This is a genomic window from Rhizobium sp. BK650 (genome assembly GCF_014195325.1).
GTDB lineage: Bacteria > Pseudomonadota > Alphaproteobacteria > Rhizobiales > Rhizobiaceae > Rhizobium.
Window position 1 is genome coordinate 457,156 of record NZ_JACIBK010000001.1, and the last position, 17,847, is coordinate 475,002.

General features: G+C 59.3%; 14 protein-coding genes. 10 read left to right on the plus strand and 4 right to left on the minus strand.

Annotated elements, in window-relative coordinates; all coding sequences use genetic code 11:
• Nucleotides 1–294 precede the first annotated feature (294 nt).
• Both FHX15_RS02210 and FHX15_RS02215 read left to right on the plus strand, forming a co-directional pair.
• Complete coding sequence (locus FHX15_RS02210) at nucleotides 295–1,428, plus strand: NRAMP family divalent metal transporter (RefSeq protein WP_246778847.1); 1,134 nt, start codon at nucleotides 295–297, stop codon at nucleotides 1,426–1,428.
• 151 nt (nucleotides 1,429–1,579) lie between these two features.
• Nucleotides 1,580–2,512, plus strand: a complete 933-nt coding sequence (locus tag FHX15_RS02215) for a neutral zinc metallopeptidase (protein ID WP_184393281.1) — start codon at nucleotides 1,580–1,582, stop codon at nucleotides 2,510–2,512.
• Nucleotides 2,513–2,565: 53 nt separating this feature from the next.
• On the opposite strand, the gene FHX15_RS02220 is transcribed toward FHX15_RS02215, so the two are convergent.
• Nucleotides 2,566–3,558 (minus strand): aldo/keto reductase, encoded by a 993-nt coding sequence (locus FHX15_RS02220; protein ID WP_184393284.1) that lies wholly within the window; start codon nucleotides 3,556–3,558, stop codon nucleotides 2,566–2,568.
• A gap of 111 nt (nucleotides 3,559–3,669) precedes the next feature.
• On the opposite strand from FHX15_RS02220, the gene FHX15_RS02225 reads away from it, so the two are divergent.
• The 3 genes from FHX15_RS02225 (at nucleotide 3,670) to FHX15_RS02235 (ending at nucleotide 7,500) form a co-directional block, all read left to right on the plus strand.
• Complete coding sequence (locus FHX15_RS02225) at nucleotides 3,670–4,575, plus strand: LysR family transcriptional regulator (protein ID WP_184393286.1); 906 nt, start codon at nucleotides 3,670–3,672, stop codon at nucleotides 4,573–4,575.
• Nucleotides 4,576–4,709: 134 nt separating this feature from the next.
• Nucleotides 4,710–5,957: a TCR/Tet family MFS transporter gene (locus FHX15_RS02230; protein ID WP_184393288.1), complete on the plus strand. Its 1,248-nt coding sequence runs from the start codon at nucleotides 4,710–4,712 to the stop codon at nucleotides 5,955–5,957.
• A gap of 139 nt (nucleotides 5,958–6,096) precedes the next feature.
• On the plus strand, nucleotides 6,097–7,500 hold the full coding sequence (locus FHX15_RS02235) for an MATE family efflux transporter (protein WP_184393290.1): 1,404 nt from the start codon (nucleotides 6,097–6,099) through the stop codon (nucleotides 7,498–7,500).
• A 24-nt stretch (nucleotides 7,501–7,524) separates the two neighbouring features.
• On the opposite strand, the gene FHX15_RS02240 is transcribed toward FHX15_RS02235, so the two are convergent.
• Nucleotides 7,525–7,845, minus strand: a complete 321-nt coding sequence (locus tag FHX15_RS02240) for an antibiotic biosynthesis monooxygenase (RefSeq protein WP_184393292.1) — start codon at nucleotides 7,843–7,845, stop codon at nucleotides 7,525–7,527.
• Between the two features lie 118 nt (nucleotides 7,846–7,963).
• Entirely contained in the window at nucleotides 7,964–9,169 is a 1,206-nt protein-coding gene (gene carA / locus FHX15_RS02245; RefSeq protein WP_184394000.1) for a glutamine-hydrolyzing carbamoyl-phosphate synthase small subunit, read from the minus strand.
• Between the two features lie 271 nt (nucleotides 9,170–9,440).
• On the opposite strand from carA, the gene FHX15_RS02250 reads away from it, so the two are divergent.
• Complete coding sequence (locus FHX15_RS02250; RefSeq protein ID WP_184393294.1) at nucleotides 9,441–9,893, plus strand: GatB/YqeY domain-containing protein; 453 nt, start codon at nucleotides 9,441–9,443, stop codon at nucleotides 9,891–9,893.
• Here FHX15_RS02250 and FHX15_RS02255 read toward each other — a convergent pair.
• On the minus strand, nucleotides 9,874–10,770 hold the full coding sequence (locus FHX15_RS02255) for a hypothetical protein (RefSeq protein WP_184393297.1): 897 nt from the start codon (nucleotides 10,768–10,770) through the stop codon (nucleotides 9,874–9,876). The two genes, FHX15_RS02250 and FHX15_RS02255, sit on opposite strands and share 20 nt — an antisense overlap.
• Nucleotides 10,771–11,515: 745 nt before the next feature.
• Between FHX15_RS02255 and dnaG the strand changes: the two genes are divergently transcribed.
• The 4 genes from dnaG (at nucleotide 11,516) to tdh (ending at nucleotide 17,821) form a co-directional block, all read left to right on the plus strand.
• Nucleotides 11,516–13,492 carry a DNA primase gene (gene dnaG, locus FHX15_RS02260; RefSeq protein WP_184393300.1) on the plus strand — a complete coding sequence of 659 codons (1,977 nt, stop codon included), beginning with the start codon at nucleotides 11,516–11,518 and terminating at the stop codon, nucleotides 13,490–13,492.
• Complete coding sequence (gene recQ, locus FHX15_RS02265; protein ID WP_184393302.1) at nucleotides 13,492–15,357, plus strand: DNA helicase RecQ; 1,866 nt, start codon at nucleotides 13,492–13,494, stop codon at nucleotides 15,355–15,357. Before dnaG ends, recQ begins: the two co-directional genes overlap by 1 nt.
• A 217-nt stretch (nucleotides 15,358–15,574) precedes the next feature.
• Nucleotides 15,575–16,762 carry a glycine C-acetyltransferase gene (locus tag FHX15_RS02270; protein ID WP_184393303.1) on the plus strand — a complete coding sequence of 396 codons (1,188 nt, stop codon included), beginning with the start codon at nucleotides 15,575–15,577 and terminating at the stop codon, nucleotides 16,760–16,762.
• A gap of 21 nt (nucleotides 16,763–16,783) precedes the next feature.
• On the plus strand, nucleotides 16,784–17,821 hold the full coding sequence (tdh, locus tag FHX15_RS02275; protein WP_184393304.1) for an L-threonine 3-dehydrogenase: 1,038 nt from the start codon (nucleotides 16,784–16,786) through the stop codon (nucleotides 17,819–17,821).
• Nucleotides 17,822–17,847: the final 26 nt, after the last annotated feature.

Below are 17,847 nucleotides of genomic sequence, written 5' to 3' on the forward strand. Positions count from 1 at the left end.
TTGGCCCGTCTGGGACAGCGCAAGCCACAGAGTGGTGTCGGCACAGATTCTGGACAAAAAGGACCCGCTCAACCGCGATCCACGAACAAGTGAGCTGCCGTCCGTCCGCTTTTGACATCCGTGAGGAACATGCCGTCGCGTCCGAGAAACAAAGAAGCCCATTCAGATAATGATAAAGGCAAAGCGGGGTTCGGTGGTCTGCTTGGTCGGGGCATCATTTCGGGCGCAGCCGACGACGACCCGTCCGCGATAGGGACTTATGCAAGCGCCGGCGCACGCTTCGGGCCAGACATATTGTGGACCGCGCCCGTCACTCTGCCGATGATGTTCACTGTCGTGTATCTGTCGTCGAAGCTCGGCCAGGTGTCGGGGCGTGGGCTGTTTCACGCGATCCGGGACTTCTATCCTCGATGGCTTCTTTGGACGGTGCTCGTTGGTGTCGTCACAGGAAACACGATCGAAGCCGCGGCCGATCTGGGCGGCATGGCGGCCGCCTTGAACCTCTTTCTGCCGGTCCCGGTTCCAGTTCTTGTGGCCGCCGTTGCAGTCGTCATCTTCGCCCTGCAGGTGCTGGGCTCCTACATGCTCATCCGCCGCGTTTTCCGATGGCTTGCCCTGACGTTGCTCGCCTATGTGGGCGCCGCGTTGCTGGCGCAGCCCGATTTGCTGGCGACGCTAAAAGGTACGCTCATCCCAAAAATTGAATTCAGCAAGGAGTTTCTGTCGATCATCGTTGCCATTATCGGGACGACCTTGTCGGCTTATCTTTACACTTGGCAGTCGAACGAAGAGGTCGAAGAGGAAATTGCCGAGGGAAAGACGACGGTGGAGGAACGGCGAGGCGCCAGTGATCGGGAACTGAGACACTCGAAGCTGGAAATTCTCATCGGCATGACATTTTCCAATCTGATCATGTACTTCGTCATCCTTGCCACCGGCTCGACTCTGTATACTCACGGTCAGACCGAGATCGAGACGGCCGCGCAGGCCGCCGAAGCCTTGAAGCCGATTGCGGGAGATGCGGCTGGCTACCTGTTTGCGGCCGGAATCGTCTCGGTGGGGTTCCTTGCCGTTCCTGTCATGACGACCGGTGCCGCCTATGATCTCGCTCAGTCGATAAATATAAAGGGCAGCCTCAACGCCAGGGCGCGGGATGCAAAATCCTTTTATGTGATCATGGGTATCGTGACGGTGGTCGCTGTCTCTCTGAATTTCCTCGGCTTCAATCCGATGAAGGCCCTCGTCTGGTCGGGCATTGTTCAAGGCTTCTCAACCCCACCCCTTCTGCTGCTGATCCTGCTGATGACGAATAATCGCAAGATCATGGGCGGACAGGTGAACTCGCGGGCCATGAATATAATGGGCTGGATCACGACGGCCGTTATCTTTTCCGCCAGTGGGGGCTTGGTCGTCAGTTGGTTCGTCTAAATCTCGAGTTAATGTCGATAGGGATGGAGATTACACGAAGCGGATCCGACGCATCCGCGTCGGTCACTCGTTCCTCCGGCTGGAATTCCAGCAGGTGACGGATATATTGATTCATTGAATATAAGCACTGGTGTAGCCGGGGAGATCGAAGATGGAATGGAAAGGCCGGCGTCAGTCCGACAATATCGAGGATCGCCGCGGCGATGCGTCCGCTGGCGGCAATCCCTTCGGCCGCGGTGGTGGTTTCAGTTTTCCGTCGGGTGGCGGAGTTGGTCGTCGTGGCGGCGGACTCAGCATTGGCACGATCATCTTTCTCGTCGTCATCTACCTGATCTTCAAGGCGATGGGCGTTGACCTGCTGCAGGTGATGGAGGGCGGCGGCTCAATGGACGGCGCTGGCGGTTCAGGCTATTCGCAGGGCGAATCCTCCTTTCGGGTTCCGGCCAATGACGAGATGACCGCCTTCGTGCGCACGGTCCTCGCTGAAACCGAAGATACCTGGCACGGCATCTTTCAGTCGCAGGGCAAGGATTATGAAGAGCCGCGCCTCGTTCTCTTCTCCGGCCAGACGCAGTCGGCCTGCGGGTTTGCGTCGGCTGCGACCGGGCCTTTCTATTGCCCCAGCGATCACAAGGTCTATCTGGACACGGCCTTCTTCCAGCAGCTTTCCGACCAGTTCGGTGCATCCGGTGATTTCGCGGAAGCCTATGTGGTGGCTCACGAGGTCGGCCACCATGTGCAGAACCTGCTCGGCATCCTGCCGAAGTTCAATGAGGCCCGTCAGCGCATGAGCGAGGCCGATGCCAACAAGATGTCGGTGCGCGTCGAACTGCAGGCCGATTGCTTCGCCGGCATCTGGGGCAAGTTCACGCAGCAGAAGGGCATCCTGGAGGCCGGCGATCTGGAGGAGGCGCTGAATGCCGCCCAGCAGATCGGCGACGATACGCTGCAGAAGCGCTCGCAGGGCTATGTCGTTCCCGAAAGCTTCAACCACGGCACGTCGGCCCAGCGCGTGCGCTGGTTCAAGCGCGGCTTCGATAGCGGGCAGCTTTCGGCCTGCGATACATTCTCCAACCCGATCTGAACGAGATATTCGGCGCCCAACCTCGAGGGCAGGGCGCTGGTCGTCGTAAATGATTACTTTTCACTGTCCATATGCTTGAGCTGGGCTTCCGGATAACGGGCACCCTTGGCGGCACCCTTGGGCACGGCATGCTCAATAGCGGAGAGGTCGTCTGCGCTTAACTCCACTGCGCGGGAGCCGAGCGCTTCCGTCAGGCGATCGCGGCGGCGGGCGCCAACCAGCGGCACGATATCCTTGCCCTGAGCCGCCACCCAGGCGATTGCGACCTGCGCGACCGAGGCGCCTTTGAGAATGGCGATCTTCCTGAGTTCTTCGACCAGTGCAAGGTTCTCATCGACATTGCCTTCTTGGAAGCGCGGGCTGGCGGCGCGGAAGTCGCCTTGTGCCTGCTGGCCCTTCTGCCAATGACCGCTGATGAGGCCGCGCGACAGCACGCCATAGGCTGTGATAGAAATGCCGAGTTCGCGGGTGGTTGGTAGGATTTCATCCTCGATGCCGCGGGAGATCAGCGAGTATTCGATCTGCAGGTCGGCAATCGGTGCAACGGCGGCGGCCCTGCGGATCGTATCGGCGCCGACTTCGGAGAGGCCGACATGGCGCACGTAGCCGGCCTCGATGAGATCGGCGATGGCGCCCACGGTTTCCTCGATCGGCACGTTCGGATCGAGGCGGGCAGGGCGGTAGATGTCGATATAATCAACGCCAAGGCGCTGTAGCGTATAGGCCAGAAAGTTTTTGATGGCGACGGGGCGGGCGTCATAGCCGTTCCAGCCGTTCGCTGGGTCGCGCAGCGCGCCGAACTTGACGCTGATAACAGCGTTTTCGCGCTTGCGGCCCTTGAGCGCCTCGCCGATCAGCATCTCATTATGGCCCATGCCATAGAAATCGCCTGTATCGAGCAGGTTGATGCCGGCGTCGAGCGCGGCATGGATGGTCGCAATGCTTTCAGCTCGGTCGGATGGCCCATACATACCCGACATGCCCATGCAGCCGAGGCCGATGACCGAGACTTCGGGGCCAGTCTTTCCCAAACGATAGGTCTGCATCTTCTTCTCCTTCAGCGGCGGCCCAATGACGCCCTCGGACGCGGTTTTACAGCAGCTTACTTTGTGCGATAATCCGGATAGTCTCGAACAGGCCGTACGGAAAAATGCACAATGGATGACCTTCCCCTGAGTGATCTGGCTGCTTTCGCGGCAATTGCAAGAGAGCGCAGCTTCCGCTCCGCAGCCCGAAAGCGCGGGGTTTCCGCGTCATCGCTGAGTGATTCCCTGCGGCGTCTGGAAGAGCGGCTCGGTGTCAGACTTCTCAATCGTACGACGCGCTCAGTTACGCTGACGGCGGCGGGCCAACGATTGCTCGAGAGGCTTTCGCCGGCGCTTTCAGAAGTGGCGGCCGCGCTCAGTCAGCTCGACAGTTTTCGCGACAATCCGGCAGGTACGCTCAGGCTTAATGTGCCGAGTATCGTTACGAAGCTCTTCATGGCCGATCTGGCCGCACGGTTTCTGGCGCTCTACCCGCAAATCACGTTGGAAATCATTGCCGAAGATACATTCATCGATGTGCTGGCCGCCGGCTTCGATGCCGGCATCCGATATGACGAGAGGCTGGAACGCGATATGATTGCCGTGCCGATCGGTCCACGCCGACAGCGCTATGTTACGGCAGCCGCTCCCGCCTATCTTGCCAGGCGAGGCATGCCGCAGCATCCGCGGGATCTGCTGGAGCACAGCTGTATCCGCCATCGCTTTCTGAGCGGAGCATCGCTTCCGTGGGAGTTCGAAAGTGGAGAAGAGATAGTCACCATCGCGCCGTCAGGCCCCGTCATCACCAATGCGGTGGAAATGGAAATCGGTGCCGCGTTTGCTGGGCTCGGCGTTATCAGAACATTCGAAGAGCTGCTTGCCCCCGGCATTGCGGATGGCCGCCTAATACAGATCTTGAGCGAATGGGACAGCGAGTTTTCCGGTCCACTCCTCTATTATCCGAGCCGTCATCATATGCCGGCGCCGCTACGGGCTTTCGTGGATTTTGTGCGGATGGAGCAACGAAAGAGCTCCTGAATCATCTGTTTCGACGGCCTAGTCATCGAGAACATTGAGATGTTCACGTATTGTTTCAGCTGCTGCGATGAGCTATGTCACATATTCGGCGACGAGATCGTCTTTCCAGAAAATACCAGCTGTAGAGATGCTTCATGCTTGATCCGAAATTCGTTCGCCGCGGTCTGTTCCTGGTCTTCGTCATTCTCTTTCTGGATATTATCGGCATTGCTATCATCATGCCGGTCCTACCTGTTTATCTGGAGCAATTGACGGGCGGTACGGTCAGCGATGCAGCAGTCGACGGCGGCTGGCTGATGCTCATTTATTCACTGATGCAGTTCCTGTTTGCGCCGCTGCTCGGAAACTTGAGCGACCGTTTCGGGCGCCGTCCGATCCTGTTGCTTTCGGTGCTGACCTTCGCCTTCGACAATTTCATCTGCGCCATCGCCACCAGCTACTGGATGCTGTTTATCGGCCGCGTGCTTGCCGGCATCAGTGGCGGCAGCTTTGCCACCTGCTCCGCTTATATTGCCGATATCAGCAATGAGGAGAACCGCGCGAAGAATTTCGGATTGATCGGCATTGCGTTCGGCGTGGGCTTCACTATTGGCCCGGTCATTGGCGGTTTTCTCGGCGAGTTCGGGCCGCGCGTGCCGTTCTTCGGCGCGGCCGCACTCTCTTTCGCCAATTTTATTGCCGCCTGTTTCCTGTTGCCGGAAACGCTTGATGCAAAGAATCGCCGCAGGTTCGAATGGAAACGTTCAAACCCGCTCGGTGCCCTGCGGCAGATGAGGCACTATCCCGGCATCGGTTGGGTCTGTCTTGTATTGTTCCTGTTTTTCCTTGCCCATGCCGTCTACCCTTCGGTCTGGTCCTTCGTCACGACCTTCCGATACGGATGGAGTGAAGGGCAGATCGGCCTGTCGCTCGGCATTTACGGCATTGGTGCCGCACTGGTCATGGGGCTCGTACTGCCGCGCGTCGTGCCTGTTCTCGGTGAGTGGAAGACGGCGCTGCTTGGCCTGTATTTCGCGATGGCCGCCCTCACAGGTTATGCCTTCGCCTGGGAGGGCTGGGTCGTCTATACAGTGATCGTGCTGACTGTCATGGAGAATGTCGCCGACCCGCCGTTGCGCAGCATCGCCGCCGGCAAGGTGCCGCCTTCGGCGCAGGGCGAACTACAAGGCGCGCTCACCAGCATCAGCAGCATAACGACGATCATCGGCCCGCTGATCTTCACGCAGATGTTCGGCTTTTTCACCAAACCGGACGCGCCTGTCACCTTCGCCGGTGCCCCCTTTCTCCTGGCGGCTTTTTTCATTCTCGTCTCTGCAGTTGTATTCCTGACGCGCGTGAAGAGGTCGAAGTCGCCGGCCGGAGTCTTCAATGCAGCTGAATAATCCATCAAAAATGGTGAAGCTGTGATGAATTTTTCAGCATCTGGTTGTTTTGGGGTGGTTCTTTGCGCGGCTTTATTCTAAGCCGATATGATATTTTGCCGCGCCGCGGCCCTTAACGATTCAACCTTAGGACAGTGTCATGGACACGCCGATCGACGTGCGCACCGTCACGCCTGCAACCGACAACCGCTGGTCTGCGCATTTTCGCGCCACGCTGATGCTCGGTGTGCCGTTGATCGGCGCCCAGCTTGCGCAATTCGGTATCGGCATGACCGATGTGATGATCGTCGGCCAGCTCGGCGCCGAGAATCTTGCGGCCATGGTACTTTCGGCGCAGTTTCTCTTCACGATCCTGATCTTCGGCTCGGGTTTCGCGATCGCCGTCATTCCAATGGTGGCGCAGGCCTATGGCCGTGGCGATGCCGTGACCGTGCGCCGATCGCTGCGCATGGGTCTCTGGGTCGTCGTCTGCTACTGGCTGCTGATGCAGCCGGCCTTCTATAATTCCGAGACGATTCTGCGCTATTTCGGGCAGAGGCCCGAAGTGGCGAAGCTTGCCCACGGCTACATCATCATCGGTCAGTTCGGCGTGCTGCCGGGCCTGCTCTACAATGTCATGCGCGCGCTCGTCAGCGCCATCGGCAAGGCCGGTGTCATTCTCCAGGTCACGATCGCCATGCTGGTCCTGAATGCGATCGGCGCTTACATTCTGGTGCTCGGCCATTTCGGCTTTCCGGTCATGGGACTGGAAGGTGCTGCCATCGTGTCCGTCGCGGTACAGACGGCCGGTTTCCTTTTCATCTTGTCCTTCGTGCAGGCCAGGGAAGAGACGCGGCGTTACGAGATCTTCGTGCGCTTCTGGAAGCCGGACTGGCATGCCTTCTTCGAGGTCATCCGTCTGGGCCTGCCGATCAGCATCACCATCCTCGCCGAGGTCAGCCTCTTCACGGCGGCCTCGCTGCTGATGGGCCATATCGGTACGATCGAGCTTGCCGCGCATGGTATTGCGTTGCAGTGGGCGTCGATGGCCTTCATGATCCCGCTCGGCCTCGGCCAGGCGGCAACCGTTCGCGTCGGCGTTGCGCACGGGCAGGGCGATCATGCCGGGTTGGTGCGGGCGGCGATCACGGTGGTGATCATCGCCAGTTGCGCCGCCATCATCGGCAGCCTCATCTTTGCCACCGTGCCGCAAGTTCTGGCACGTCTGTTCCTCGACGTCAGCCTGCCAGAGGCACCCCAGGTGTTGGCCTATGCCGGTCCGCTGATTATCGTTGCCGGTCTCTTCCAATTCGTCGACGGCTTGCAGGCGATTGCCAGCGGGTTGCTGCGCGGGTTGAAGGACGCGCGGGTGCCGATGATCATGGCGCTGATTGCCTACTGGCCGATCGGCTTCTTCCTTGCCTGGGCTTTTGCCTTCCCCCTCGGCTTCGGTGGTCTCGGCATCTGGTTCGGCTTCCTCGTCGGGCTTGCCGCGGCCGCTGCCATGCTCTGCGCCCGCTTCTACATTCTGGTTCGCCGGGAAGGCGTAACGGCCGGCGCCTGAGCCGGCCGTCTTATCTGTCCGCCATCAAGCAGCGACAGGCTTGTAGCTGGCGATATCGGCCCGAATGCCGAGGCGCGCAAACATTTCCTGCGGATCGAAGTTGGCCGCCCTTTGGGCTGTTGCAACGGCTGCCTTCACGCGCTCGACGACATCGGCGCTTTCCCACCGGGCGATCGTGACAAAATTGAATTCGCCGGGACCGGCGATCTGTTCCAGCACCTCGTGACCGATAAAGCCGTCCTGCGCCTCCAGCACCTTGTGTGTCCTCATCACATTGACGAGAAATTCCTCACGCGCCGCAGCCGGCACGACGAATTTGTCTACCCTATAAAAAGTTCCGCTCATCCAGTCTTCTCCTGCGTTCGAAGTGTTGCAGGCAATTCTGTAATTCCTCAAGTTAAGTTGAGGTCAATATCCGGGCAAAGAAAAAAGCCCGCCTGAGCGAGCCTTTCTGAAATCAAGATCAGCGTTCGGCGAGCGCCGGTTCGCCCTTCTTCTCACGTACCATGTTGACGAAGCGGCGGAAGAGGTAATGGCTATCCTGCGGGCCGGGCGAGGCTTCCGGATGGTGCTGGACGGAGAAGACGGGCTTGCCGAGAACACGCAGGCCGCAGTTCGTACCGTCGAAGAGCGATACGTGGGTCTCTTCAACGCCAGCAGGCAGCGATTTCGTGTCAACTGCGAAGCCATGGTTCATCGAGACGATCTCGACTTTGCCGGTCGTGTGGTCCTTCACCGGATGGTTCGCGCCGTGGTGGCCCTGGTGCATCTTTTCGGTCTTGGCGCCAAGCGCCAGGCCAAGCATCTGATGGCCGAGGCAGATGCCGAAGACGGGGATATCGGTCGCGATCAGCGCCTTGATGACGGGAACGGCATATTCGCCTGTGGCAGCGGGGTCGCCGGGACCGTTCGACAGGAAGATGCCGTCGGGCTGAAGCGCGAGCACGTCTTCGGCGCTGCTGGTTGCCGGCATGACGGTAACTTTGCAGTCGAGGCCGGCAAAGAGGCGCAGAATGTTGCGCTTCACGCCGTAATCCAGGCAGACGACATGATATTTCGTGTCGGAAGCACCGAGTTCGCCGTACCCTTCGTTCCAGATCCAGGGGGTCTGCGACCACTGCGAGGACTGACCCGACGAGGCGATCTTGGCGAGGTCGAGGCCTTCGAGGCCGCTCCAGGCCTTGGCTTCCGCCTTCAGCGCGTCGATGTCGAAATTGCCCTGTGGATCATGAGCGATGACGGCGTTCGGCGAACCGTTCTCGCGGATCCAGGCGGTCAGCGCGCGGGTGTCGATGCCGCAGAGGCCGATGATGCCGCGCGCCTTCAGCCAAGCGTCGAGATGCTTGGCCGCGCGATAGTTCGAAGGTTCGGTAATGTCAGCCTTGAAAATCACGCCGACCGCGCCGTGGCGTGCTGCCGGCGTCAAGTCTTCGATGTCTTCTTCGTTGGTGCCGATATTGCCGATATGGGGGAAGGTGAAGGTGACGATCTGGCCGAGATAGGAGGGGTCGGTGAGGATCTCCTCGTAGCCGGTCAGCGCCGTATTGAAGACGGCTTCTGCCTGAACCTTGCCGGTTGCGCCGATCCCCTTGCCCTCGATGACTGTGCCGTCGGCAAGAACGAGCAGGGCGGTCGGCTTTTCGGTGGTCCAGGGTGCTGTTGCGGTCATCTTCATCCCGTTTCCGGCGGGCCTCTGCGCTGGGATACGCGAGCCGGCCTTTTAATCTCGCAGGTGTATGCGCGCGGCTTTGGCCGCGTTTGACGCCTGATCACGAATTTTGGTGCAGGTGGCGGTAGATAGCCACGCTCTTCGCTTAGGTCAATCTTTGTACCGCAGATTGCGGCACTTTTCTTGCTGATATTGGCCGGATTCTCGCAATTTATTTGATCACATACATCGGCCTGGTTTATGAAAGCGCCATTTTAAAAGGAGTACTGACATGCTGCGCGATCAACTCGCCACTGAGCTGAAAGAGGCCATGAAGGCAAAGAAGATGGACCGTCTCGGCACCATCCGTCTCATCCAGGCCGCGATCAAAGATCGCGACATCGCCAATCGCGGTGCCGGGAAGGAAGAGGCTGGTGATGAGGAAGTGCTGCAGATCCTCGCTAAGATGGTGAAGCAGCGTGATGAGTCGGCAAAGATCTACGAGGAGAATGCCCGTCCAGAGCTTGCCGCCAAGGAACGCGCCGAAATCGCCGTCATTCAGGATTTCCTGCCGAAGCAGCTTTCGGATGAGGAAGTGCGTGCCAATATCGCCGCCATCATCAAGGAAGTCGGCGCCGAAGGCCCGAAGGACATGGGTAAAATCATGGCTGCACTCAAAGAACGTTATGCCGGCCAGATGGACTTCGCCAAGGCTTCCGGTGCTGTCAAAGAGCTCTTGAAATAAGACGTCGCGCTTGCGGTTGTTCTTCGACCGCAGGCCCAAGCACAGCTTCGGCGGCAGAATCTATGATGGCAAATTTTGCCGCCTGATAATTCCAATATTCGAGCACGAAGCCACGAGAAAGCCAGAAATCACCTTTTCTCGATGGTTCGGTCCAGCCGACGCTTCCCATGTCCGCGGCCTGCGTCAGCAAGCGCTTCAGGTGCGTATTGGAAATCATGAACTGATCACGAATCTCGCGCAGCGACAGCGGCCCGACGACGATACGGTTAGCAGAGCGCGGAAAGCCCGGCAGGCGCGAAATCAGATAATCCATGACGAGGCCGCCGGAATTGGCCCAGTTGAACAAATTGAACGTGGCGCCGGGATCGCGCACCGCTTCGGTGTCGATGATCTGTTTGGCGATCGGCGGCTGCAGGCGGGCGATCAACCTGGGATCGGCCGTCAGATTTTCCGTGCGGCTGCCGCCATCGAGGCTGTCCAGAATCATCAGGTGAGCGGCCAGCCATTTGGTGAAATGTTGCTCGGCCGTTTCTGTCGGCTCGAGATAGCGGGTGCGTTTGTCGGCACCCGGAACGGGGCGCAGGAAGCGATAGGCCAGCATTTCCTGTACGAAGGCGGCTGCGGTGTTGCGGCTGGCGATCTTGTGCTGAATGGCGAAGTCGATGAAACGGCCGGAATAGAGACCGCGCCTCTCATCACCAGGATAGCCGTAATAGAGAGCAAAGCCGGTGTGCGCCATCAGCCAGCGCTGTTGTGCTGCGAATATCGATGCAATACGCGGGCTCTCGCGGTAAATCGCGAGCATTTGATTGGCACAATGAAGAATTGCAGCAAGAAAATTATCGTCGGCTGCAAGTTTTTCTGCGGTGTAGGCCATAGCACTGTCCAGGAGTTTCGCGCACTCATTTGCCACGCCTATTGGAAGTGTCAATGCTTTTGTATTTTAGGGGTTAATCGGTAAGGTAAAACGCAACAACGGCGCTACGTCGGTTTGTCGGAAGATTGAGACGCTTGGTATATTTGTCTTAACGCAGATTTCGGATTCAAACCGCTGCGCACTTTCCTGGAATTGCCCCAAAAATAAGAAGGCAGGAGCTGGGGGCGCTCCTGCCTTCTTGCTCTTTGCTTCCGTCAGCGACACAGGGTTGAAGCCCAAGCCGGCGGGTATTTGCAAAGGCACCCTTGCGAGGCGGCGCCGGGGGTAGGGATGGTGCCTCGCTTGGGGATCGCTTTGTTGGCACCGAACTTATGGCCCGGCCCTGGCTTATTCAAATTACAAAAATATAATAATCCCGAATTCGGCTTTCAGGCCCGTAAGAAGGCACTTCGCTCGCGCTTCTTCAGAAGGCAAAGCGAAACTCTTCAATTCTCTTGCAACTAATTGTTTTTGCATTTTCTTTGGTTGCAGAGCATTTTCGCAGGATGGACATCGCCGACCCGTCGGAAGTTGGAAAATGTCAAAAATGTCGCACCCACTGCCAGCCCCCGATAACGCTTTTTTGAGTAGCGTTTGTCGAGATTTTTGACAGGGTTTCCGGCCCTGTGAAAAGCGGGATTAAGGCAGAAGTTTCGTGGCGCAGTGTAGCAAAGCTGCTTATATGGAGGTTCTGCAAGAGGTAGAGATGCGCTTTTCACCCACATTCCTGGACGATATCCGCGACCGCGTTCCCATTTCGAATGTGATTGCGCGGCGCGTGAGCTGGGATAAGCGCAAAACCAATGTGTCGCGTGGCGACTACTGGGCGTGCTGCCCGTTTCATGGCGAGAAATCGCCGAGCTTCCATTGCGAGGACCGCAAGGGGCGCTACCATTGTTTCGGCTGCGGCGTAACCGGCGACCATTTCCGTTTCCTGACCGAGCTCGAGGGTCTGAGCTTCCCGGAGGCTGTGCAGACCATCGCCGATATGGCCGGCGTTCCGATGCCGATAGCCGATCCGCAGATGGAAAAACGCGAGAAGGAGCGCACCTCGCTTCTCGACGTCATGGAAATGGCAACGCAGTTCTTTCAGGATCAATTGCAGGCGGCAAATGGTGCCAGAGCGCGGGCCTATCTGCGTGACCGCGGCCTGACCGGGCGTACGATCGAGACATTCCGGCTGGGTTTTGCGCCTGACAGCCGCAACTCGCTGAAGGAGTTTTTGGCCGGCAAGGGTGTAACCAAGGAGCAGATCGAAGCCTGTGGCCTTGTCGTGCATGAGAATGTGCCTGTTTCCTACGACCGGTTCCGCGATCGCATCATGTTTCCGATCCTCTCCTCCCGCGAGAAGGTCATTGCCTTCGGCGGACGTGCCATGTCGCCGGATGCGCCGGCGAAATATCTCAATTCCAACGAGACCGAGCTCTTTCACAAGGGCAATGTGCTCTACAACTTTGCCCGTGCGCGCCGCGCGATGCAGGGAGCGAATGGCGAAGGCACTATTATTGCTGTCGAAGGCTATATGGACGTCATTGCGCTATATCAGGCAGGCATCGAAAATGCGGTGGCACCGCTCGGCACGGCGCTGACCGAAAGCCAGCTGGATCTGCTCTGGAAAATGACGGCTCAGCCGGTGCTCTGCTTTGATGGCGACGGCGCTGGCATTCGTGCGGCCAACCGCGCCGCCGATCTGGCGCTGCCGCATCTGAAGCCGGGGCGCAGCGTGCGGTTTGCGCTTCTGCCGGATGGCAAGGATCCCGACGATCTCGTGAAGCACGAGGGCAGGGCGCCTTTCGACAAGGTGATGGCGCAGGCAAAGCCGCTTTCGGAAATGCTCTGGGATCGCGAGGCGAGGGCCGGCAAATTCGATACGCCGGAAGCGCGGGCCGAACTGGAAGCACGGCTGAGGCAGCTCGTCGCCGTCATTGCCGATGAGAATGTGCGGCGCCATTACCAGCAGGATATGCGCGACCGGTTGAACAGCTTCTTTCAGCCGCAGTTCCAGAATCGCGGCGGAAACGAGCGGCGCAATTTTGGCGGCAGCAATTTCCGAAGCCAGAAAGGTGGCGGTCCCGGCGGTCCTCGAACCCCCGTTGCGGCATCGGATCGTCTGACCCGTTCCGGCCTCGTGCGCGGCCATCAGGGCAACACAGCGTTGAGAGAATGCGTGCTGGCGCTGACGGTCATCAACCATCCCGCTTTGATGCTCGACGACTACGACGAAATCGCTTCCATAGAATATGACAATCGCGACTTGCAGAAGCTCTGGTCTGAAATGCTGGGTGCGGCGGCAGTCGTCGCCGGACCGCATTTGACGCGCGACTATCTGCTGGAATGCCTTGATGTCGCCGGTTTCGGTCCGCTGCTCAAGAGCCTCGATCAGCAGGTCCGCAATGCCCGGCTCTGGACGGCAACGGAGGAGGCGGCGATGGAGGATGCGCGCGAAGGCTATCGCCAGGCGCTTGCCTTCCACAAGCGCGCCAAGGACCTGCGCTGGCAGAAGATCGAGCTGGAGCGCGATATAGCGCAGGCGACCGAGGCCGGTGATGATGCCGAGATCGATCGGCTGATGCGCGCGTCTCAGGAAGTGCAATACGAGGCGTTGCGGCTCGAAAACCAGGAAGCCATCATCGATGGCTTCGGTGTGCTCTCCGGCCGCGTCAAGGGCGCTGCGAGCCACTGATGTCGCAGGCTGAACACGACGAACCGTCCTTCTCCGCATCCGAAGCGCTGTTTACGGGTGCTGCCCAACCGCTTGATGTGCTGAAGCGCGTCTACGGCTATTCCGCCTTTCGCGGCCGCCAACAGGAAGTGGTGGAGCATGTCGTTGCCGGTGGCGATGCCGTCGTCCTCTTCCCCACAGGTGCCGGCAAATCGCTTTGCTTCCAGATTCCGGCGCTTTGCCGGGAAGGTCTTGGCATTGTCGTTTCGCCGCTGATTGCGCTGATGCGCGATCAGGTGGAGGCGATGAAGCAACTCGGCATTCGCGCCGCGGCGCTTAATTCCTCGATATCGCGCGAGGAATATCTCGCGATCCGCCGCGGTATTTCCTCCGGCGATCTCGACCTGCTCTATGTCACTCCGGAGCGCATCCTGATGGACGGTTTCCGCGAGATTATCGGCAATGCCAAGATCGCGCTGTTTGCCATCGACGAAGCGCATTGTGTTTCGCAATGGGGCCATGATTTCCGGCCGGAATATCGCGAACTCGGTAAGCTCGCCGAGCAATATCCCGGCGTGCCGCGCATTGCGCTGACGGCGACTGCTGATCCGCACACTCGGGAAGACATTATCGAGCGATTGATGCTCGACAATGCCGAGGTCTTCACCACCAGTTTCGACCGGCCGAATATTTCCTACGAGATCGTCGAGCGGGATCAGCCGCGTCAGCAGCTTCTGCGTTTCCTTGCCGGCCACAAGGGCAATAGCGGCATTGTCTATTGCCTGTCACGCGCTAAGGTGGAGGAAACGGCCGACTGGCTGAACAATCAAGGTATCCGCGCGCTGCCCTATCATGCCGGTATGGACCGGGCGCTGCGCGATGCCAACCAGGACGCCTTCCTGAAGGAAGAGGAACTTTGCCTTGTCGCCACCGTCGCCTTCGGCATGGGCATCGACAAGCCGAATGTGCGCTATGTCGCCCATCTCGATCTGCCGGGGTCGGTCGAGGCCTATTATCAGGAGACGGGCCGTGCCGGCCGTGACGGCCTGTCGTCGGAAGTCTGGATGGCCTACGGCATGGCCGACGTCATCCAGCGCCGGCGGATGATCGACGAGGGCAACGCGGCCGATGAGGTCAAGCGCATCGAACGCGGCAAGCTGAATGCGCTGCTGGCGATCTGCGAGACGGCATCTTGCCGGCGGCAGGCGATCCTGGCGCATTTCGGTGAGGCGCATGGCGGCAAATGCGGCAGTTGCGACACCTGTCTGAAGCCGGTCGAAACCTGGGATGGGACGGAAGCGGCGATCAAGGCGCTTGCGGCTGTCTATCGCACCGGTGAGCGTTTCGGCGCTGGTCATGTCATCGACGTGCTCGTTGGCAATATCAACGAGAAGACCGAGCGCTTCCGCCATGTCGACATGCCAGTCTTTGGAGTCGGCAAGGATATTCCAGCTCGGACCTGGCAATCCGTCTACCGTCAGCTTCTGGCGATGGGGCTGATCCGCATCGACCATGATGCCTTCGGGGCGATAAAGCTGGAACCGGAGGCGCGTGCCGTCTTCAAGCACGAACGCCAAGTCTTCTTCCGCAAGGACCGTGCGCCTTCCGAGCGGAGGGCGAAAAAGACCGAGCGTGCGGAGCGCAGGACCGGGCTTTCGGGTGCGGATGGAGCGCTCTTCGAGGCACTCAGGGCAGAGCGCATGTCGATCGCCAAGTCGCTCGGCGTGCCGCCCTATGTCGTCTTCCCGGATACGACGCTGATCGCCTTCGCCACCGAGCGGCCGCGCAGCCGCAAGGAACTGCTCGGCATTTCTGGTGTCGGCCAATCGAAGCTCGAGCGCTACGGCGACGCCTTCCTCGATATCATCCTTTCGCACGACAAGTAACGTGTGCCTGCCGGCTTTCGCCTTTCTACGTCAGGACGCCATATTTCCGGGATGACGGCGATGTCCGAACGAGCAGGATCTGATCAGCATCCCGAATGGTCCGAGGAGCTTGACAGGCCGACCTTTCTGCTTGTCACGGCTGAGCGTTGAGCAAGACAAGCCGGTGGCGATGTGCTAACCGAGGCTCGGACGGGAAACATCAAGAGAAGGGCTCTCAATGACCTCGAATTTCCTCTCGCATCTGCGCAGCGAACTGGCTGCGCTCAAGGATGCTGGCCTCTACAAATCCGAACGCGTCATCACCTCCAAGCAGGCCGGCGAAATTGCCGTTGCCTCCGGCGAGCGCGTGCTGAATTTCTGCGCCAACAACTATCTCGGTCTTGCCGACAATGAGGAACTGGCGGAAGCCGGCAAGAAGGCGCTCGACCGCTATGGTTACGGGATGGCCTCGGTGCGCTTTATCTGCGGCACGCAGGAAGAGCACAAGGGGCTCGAGGCGCGCATTTCCTCCTTCCTCGGCATGGAAGACACGATCCTCTATTCCTCCTGTTTCGACGCCAATGGCGGCCTGTTCGAGACGTTGCTCGGTGACGAGGACGCGATCATTTCCGATGCGTTGAACCATGCCTCGATCATCGATGGCGTGCGCCTCTCCAAGGCCAAGCGGTTCCGTTACGCCAACAATGACATGGCGGCTCTGGAAGAAGAATTGAAGAAGGCCGAAGGCTGCCGCTTCAAGATGATTGCGACCGATGGTGTCTTCTCGATGGATGGCATCATCGCCAACCTGCAAGGCGTCTGCGATCTCGCCGAAAAATATGGTGCGATGGTCATGGTGGATGACAGCCACGCCGTCGGCTTCGTCGGCAAGCATGGCCGTGGCTCGCCGGAGTATTGTGGCGTCGAAGGCCGTGTCGATATCATCACGGGTACGCTCGGCAAGGCGCTTGGCGGTGCATCGGGTGGTTATACGTCGGCCAAAGCCGAGATTGTCGAGTGGCTGCGGCAGCGCTCGCGCCCCTATCTATTCTCCAATACGCTGGCGCCTGTTATTGCGGCTGCGTCGCTGAAGGTTTTCGACCTCATTGAAAATGGCGATGCGTTGCGCGAGCGGCTGACGGCCAATGCCGCGCTGTTTCGCACCGAAATGACCAAGCTCGGCTTCACGCTTGCCGGCGAAGGGCATCCGATCATCCCGGTCATGTTGGGAGATGCGAAACTCGCACAGGATATGGCCGCGCTGATGCTGAAGAAGGGCGTCTATGTGATCGGCTTCTCCTTCCCGGTTGTGCCGAAGGGGCAGGCGCGTATCCGCACGCAGATGTCGGCGGCGCATTCGAAGGCGGATGTCGAGCGGGTGATTGCGGCCTTTGCCGAAGCCGGCCGCGAACTCGGCGTTATCTAAGAGCCTTGAGGAGAAAAGATCATGTCCAACATGATGAAGGCACTGGTCAAGGCGAAGCCGGAAGTCGGCCTCTGGATGGAGAACGTGCCGGTGCCGGAAGTCGGCCCGAACGATGTGCTGATCCGGGTGAAGAAATCGGCGATCTGCGGCACGGACGTGCACATCTGGAACTGGGACCAGTGGGCGCAGAAGACCATTCCGGTGCCTATGGTCGTCGGCCATGAATTCTGTGGCGAGATTGCTGAGATCGGCTCGGCCGTCACCAAATATCATGTCGGCGAACGTGTCTCCGGCGAGGGGCATATCGTCTGCGGCAAATGCCGCAACTGTCGCGCGGGCAGGGGGCATCTCTGCCGCAATACGCTTGGCGTCGGCGTCAACCGGCCGGGCTCCTTCGGCGAATTCGTCTGCATTCCGGAAGCCAATGTCGTGCCGATCCCGGATGATATTCCCGATGAGATCGCAGCGATCTTCGATCCGTTCGGCAATGCCGTCCATACCGCACTTTCCTTCGATCTCGTCGGCGAAGACGTGCTTGTGACGGGTGCCGGACCGATCGGCATTATGGGCGCGCTCGTTGCCAAGCGCTCCGGCGCGCGCAAGGTCGTCATCACCGACATCAATCCGCATCGTCTCCATCTCGCCCGCAAGCTTGGCATTGATCACGTCGTGGACGCGTCGAAGGAAAATCTTGCTGATGTGATGAAATCGATCGGCATGACCGAGGGCTTCGATGTCGGGCTTGAGATGTCGGGTGCCGCGCCCGCTTTCCGCGACATGATCGACAAGATGAACAATGGCGGCAAAATCGCCATTCTCGGCATCGCGCCGGCCGGTTTCGAGATCGACTGGAACAAGGTCATCTTCAAGATGCTGAACCTCAAGGGTATCTATGGCCGCGAGATGTTTGAGACCTGGTACAAGATGATCGCCTTCGTACAGGGCGGGCTGGATCTGTCGCCGCTCATCACGCACCGCATCAAGATCGACGATTTCCGCGACGGCTTCGAGGCCATGCGCTCAGGCAATTCCGGCAAGGTCGTGATGGACTGGATGTAAGGAGGCGAAGCGACGGTGCCGAGCGC

What these genes read in the sequence shown, in the direction of transcription:
- FHX15_RS02215 (WP_184393281.1), top strand. Translation starts at nt 1,580, where the DNA reads ATGGAATGGAAAGGCCGGCGTCAGTCCGACAATATCGAGGATCGCCGC.
- FHX15_RS02220 (WP_184393284.1), bottom strand. Translation starts at nt 3,558, where the DNA reads ATGCAGACCTATCGTTTGGGAAAGACTGGCCCCGAAGTCTCGGTCATC.
- FHX15_RS02225 (WP_184393286.1), top strand. Translation starts at nt 3,670, where the DNA reads ATGGATGACCTTCCCCTGAGTGATCTGGCTGCTTTCGCGGCAATTGCA.
- FHX15_RS02230 (WP_184393288.1), top strand. Translation starts at nt 4,710, where the DNA reads ATGCTTGATCCGAAATTCGTTCGCCGCGGTCTGTTCCTGGTCTTCGTC.
- FHX15_RS02235 (WP_184393290.1), top strand. Translation starts at nt 6,097, where the DNA reads ATGGACACGCCGATCGACGTGCGCACCGTCACGCCTGCAACCGACAAC.
- FHX15_RS02240 (WP_184393292.1), bottom strand. Translation starts at nt 7,845, where the DNA reads ATGAGCGGAACTTTTTATAGGGTAGACAAATTCGTCGTGCCGGCTGCG.
- carA (WP_184394000.1), bottom strand. Translation starts at nt 9,169, where the DNA reads ATGACCGCAACAGCACCCTGGACCACCGAAAAGCCGACCGCCCTGCTC.
- FHX15_RS02250 (WP_184393294.1), top strand. Translation starts at nt 9,441, where the DNA reads ATGCTGCGCGATCAACTCGCCACTGAGCTGAAAGAGGCCATGAAGGCA.
- FHX15_RS02255 (WP_184393297.1), bottom strand. Translation starts at nt 10,770, where the DNA reads ATGGCCTACACCGCAGAAAAACTTGCAGCCGACGATAATTTTCTTGCT.
- dnaG (WP_184393300.1), top strand. Translation starts at nt 11,516, where the DNA reads ATGCGCTTTTCACCCACATTCCTGGACGATATCCGCGACCGCGTTCCC.
- recQ (WP_184393302.1), top strand. Translation starts at nt 13,492, where the DNA reads ATGTCGCAGGCTGAACACGACGAACCGTCCTTCTCCGCATCCGAAGCG.
- FHX15_RS02270 (WP_184393303.1), top strand. Translation starts at nt 15,575, where the DNA reads ATGACCTCGAATTTCCTCTCGCATCTGCGCAGCGAACTGGCTGCGCTC.
- tdh (WP_184393304.1), top strand. Translation starts at nt 16,784, where the DNA reads ATGTCCAACATGATGAAGGCACTGGTCAAGGCGAAGCCGGAAGTCGGC.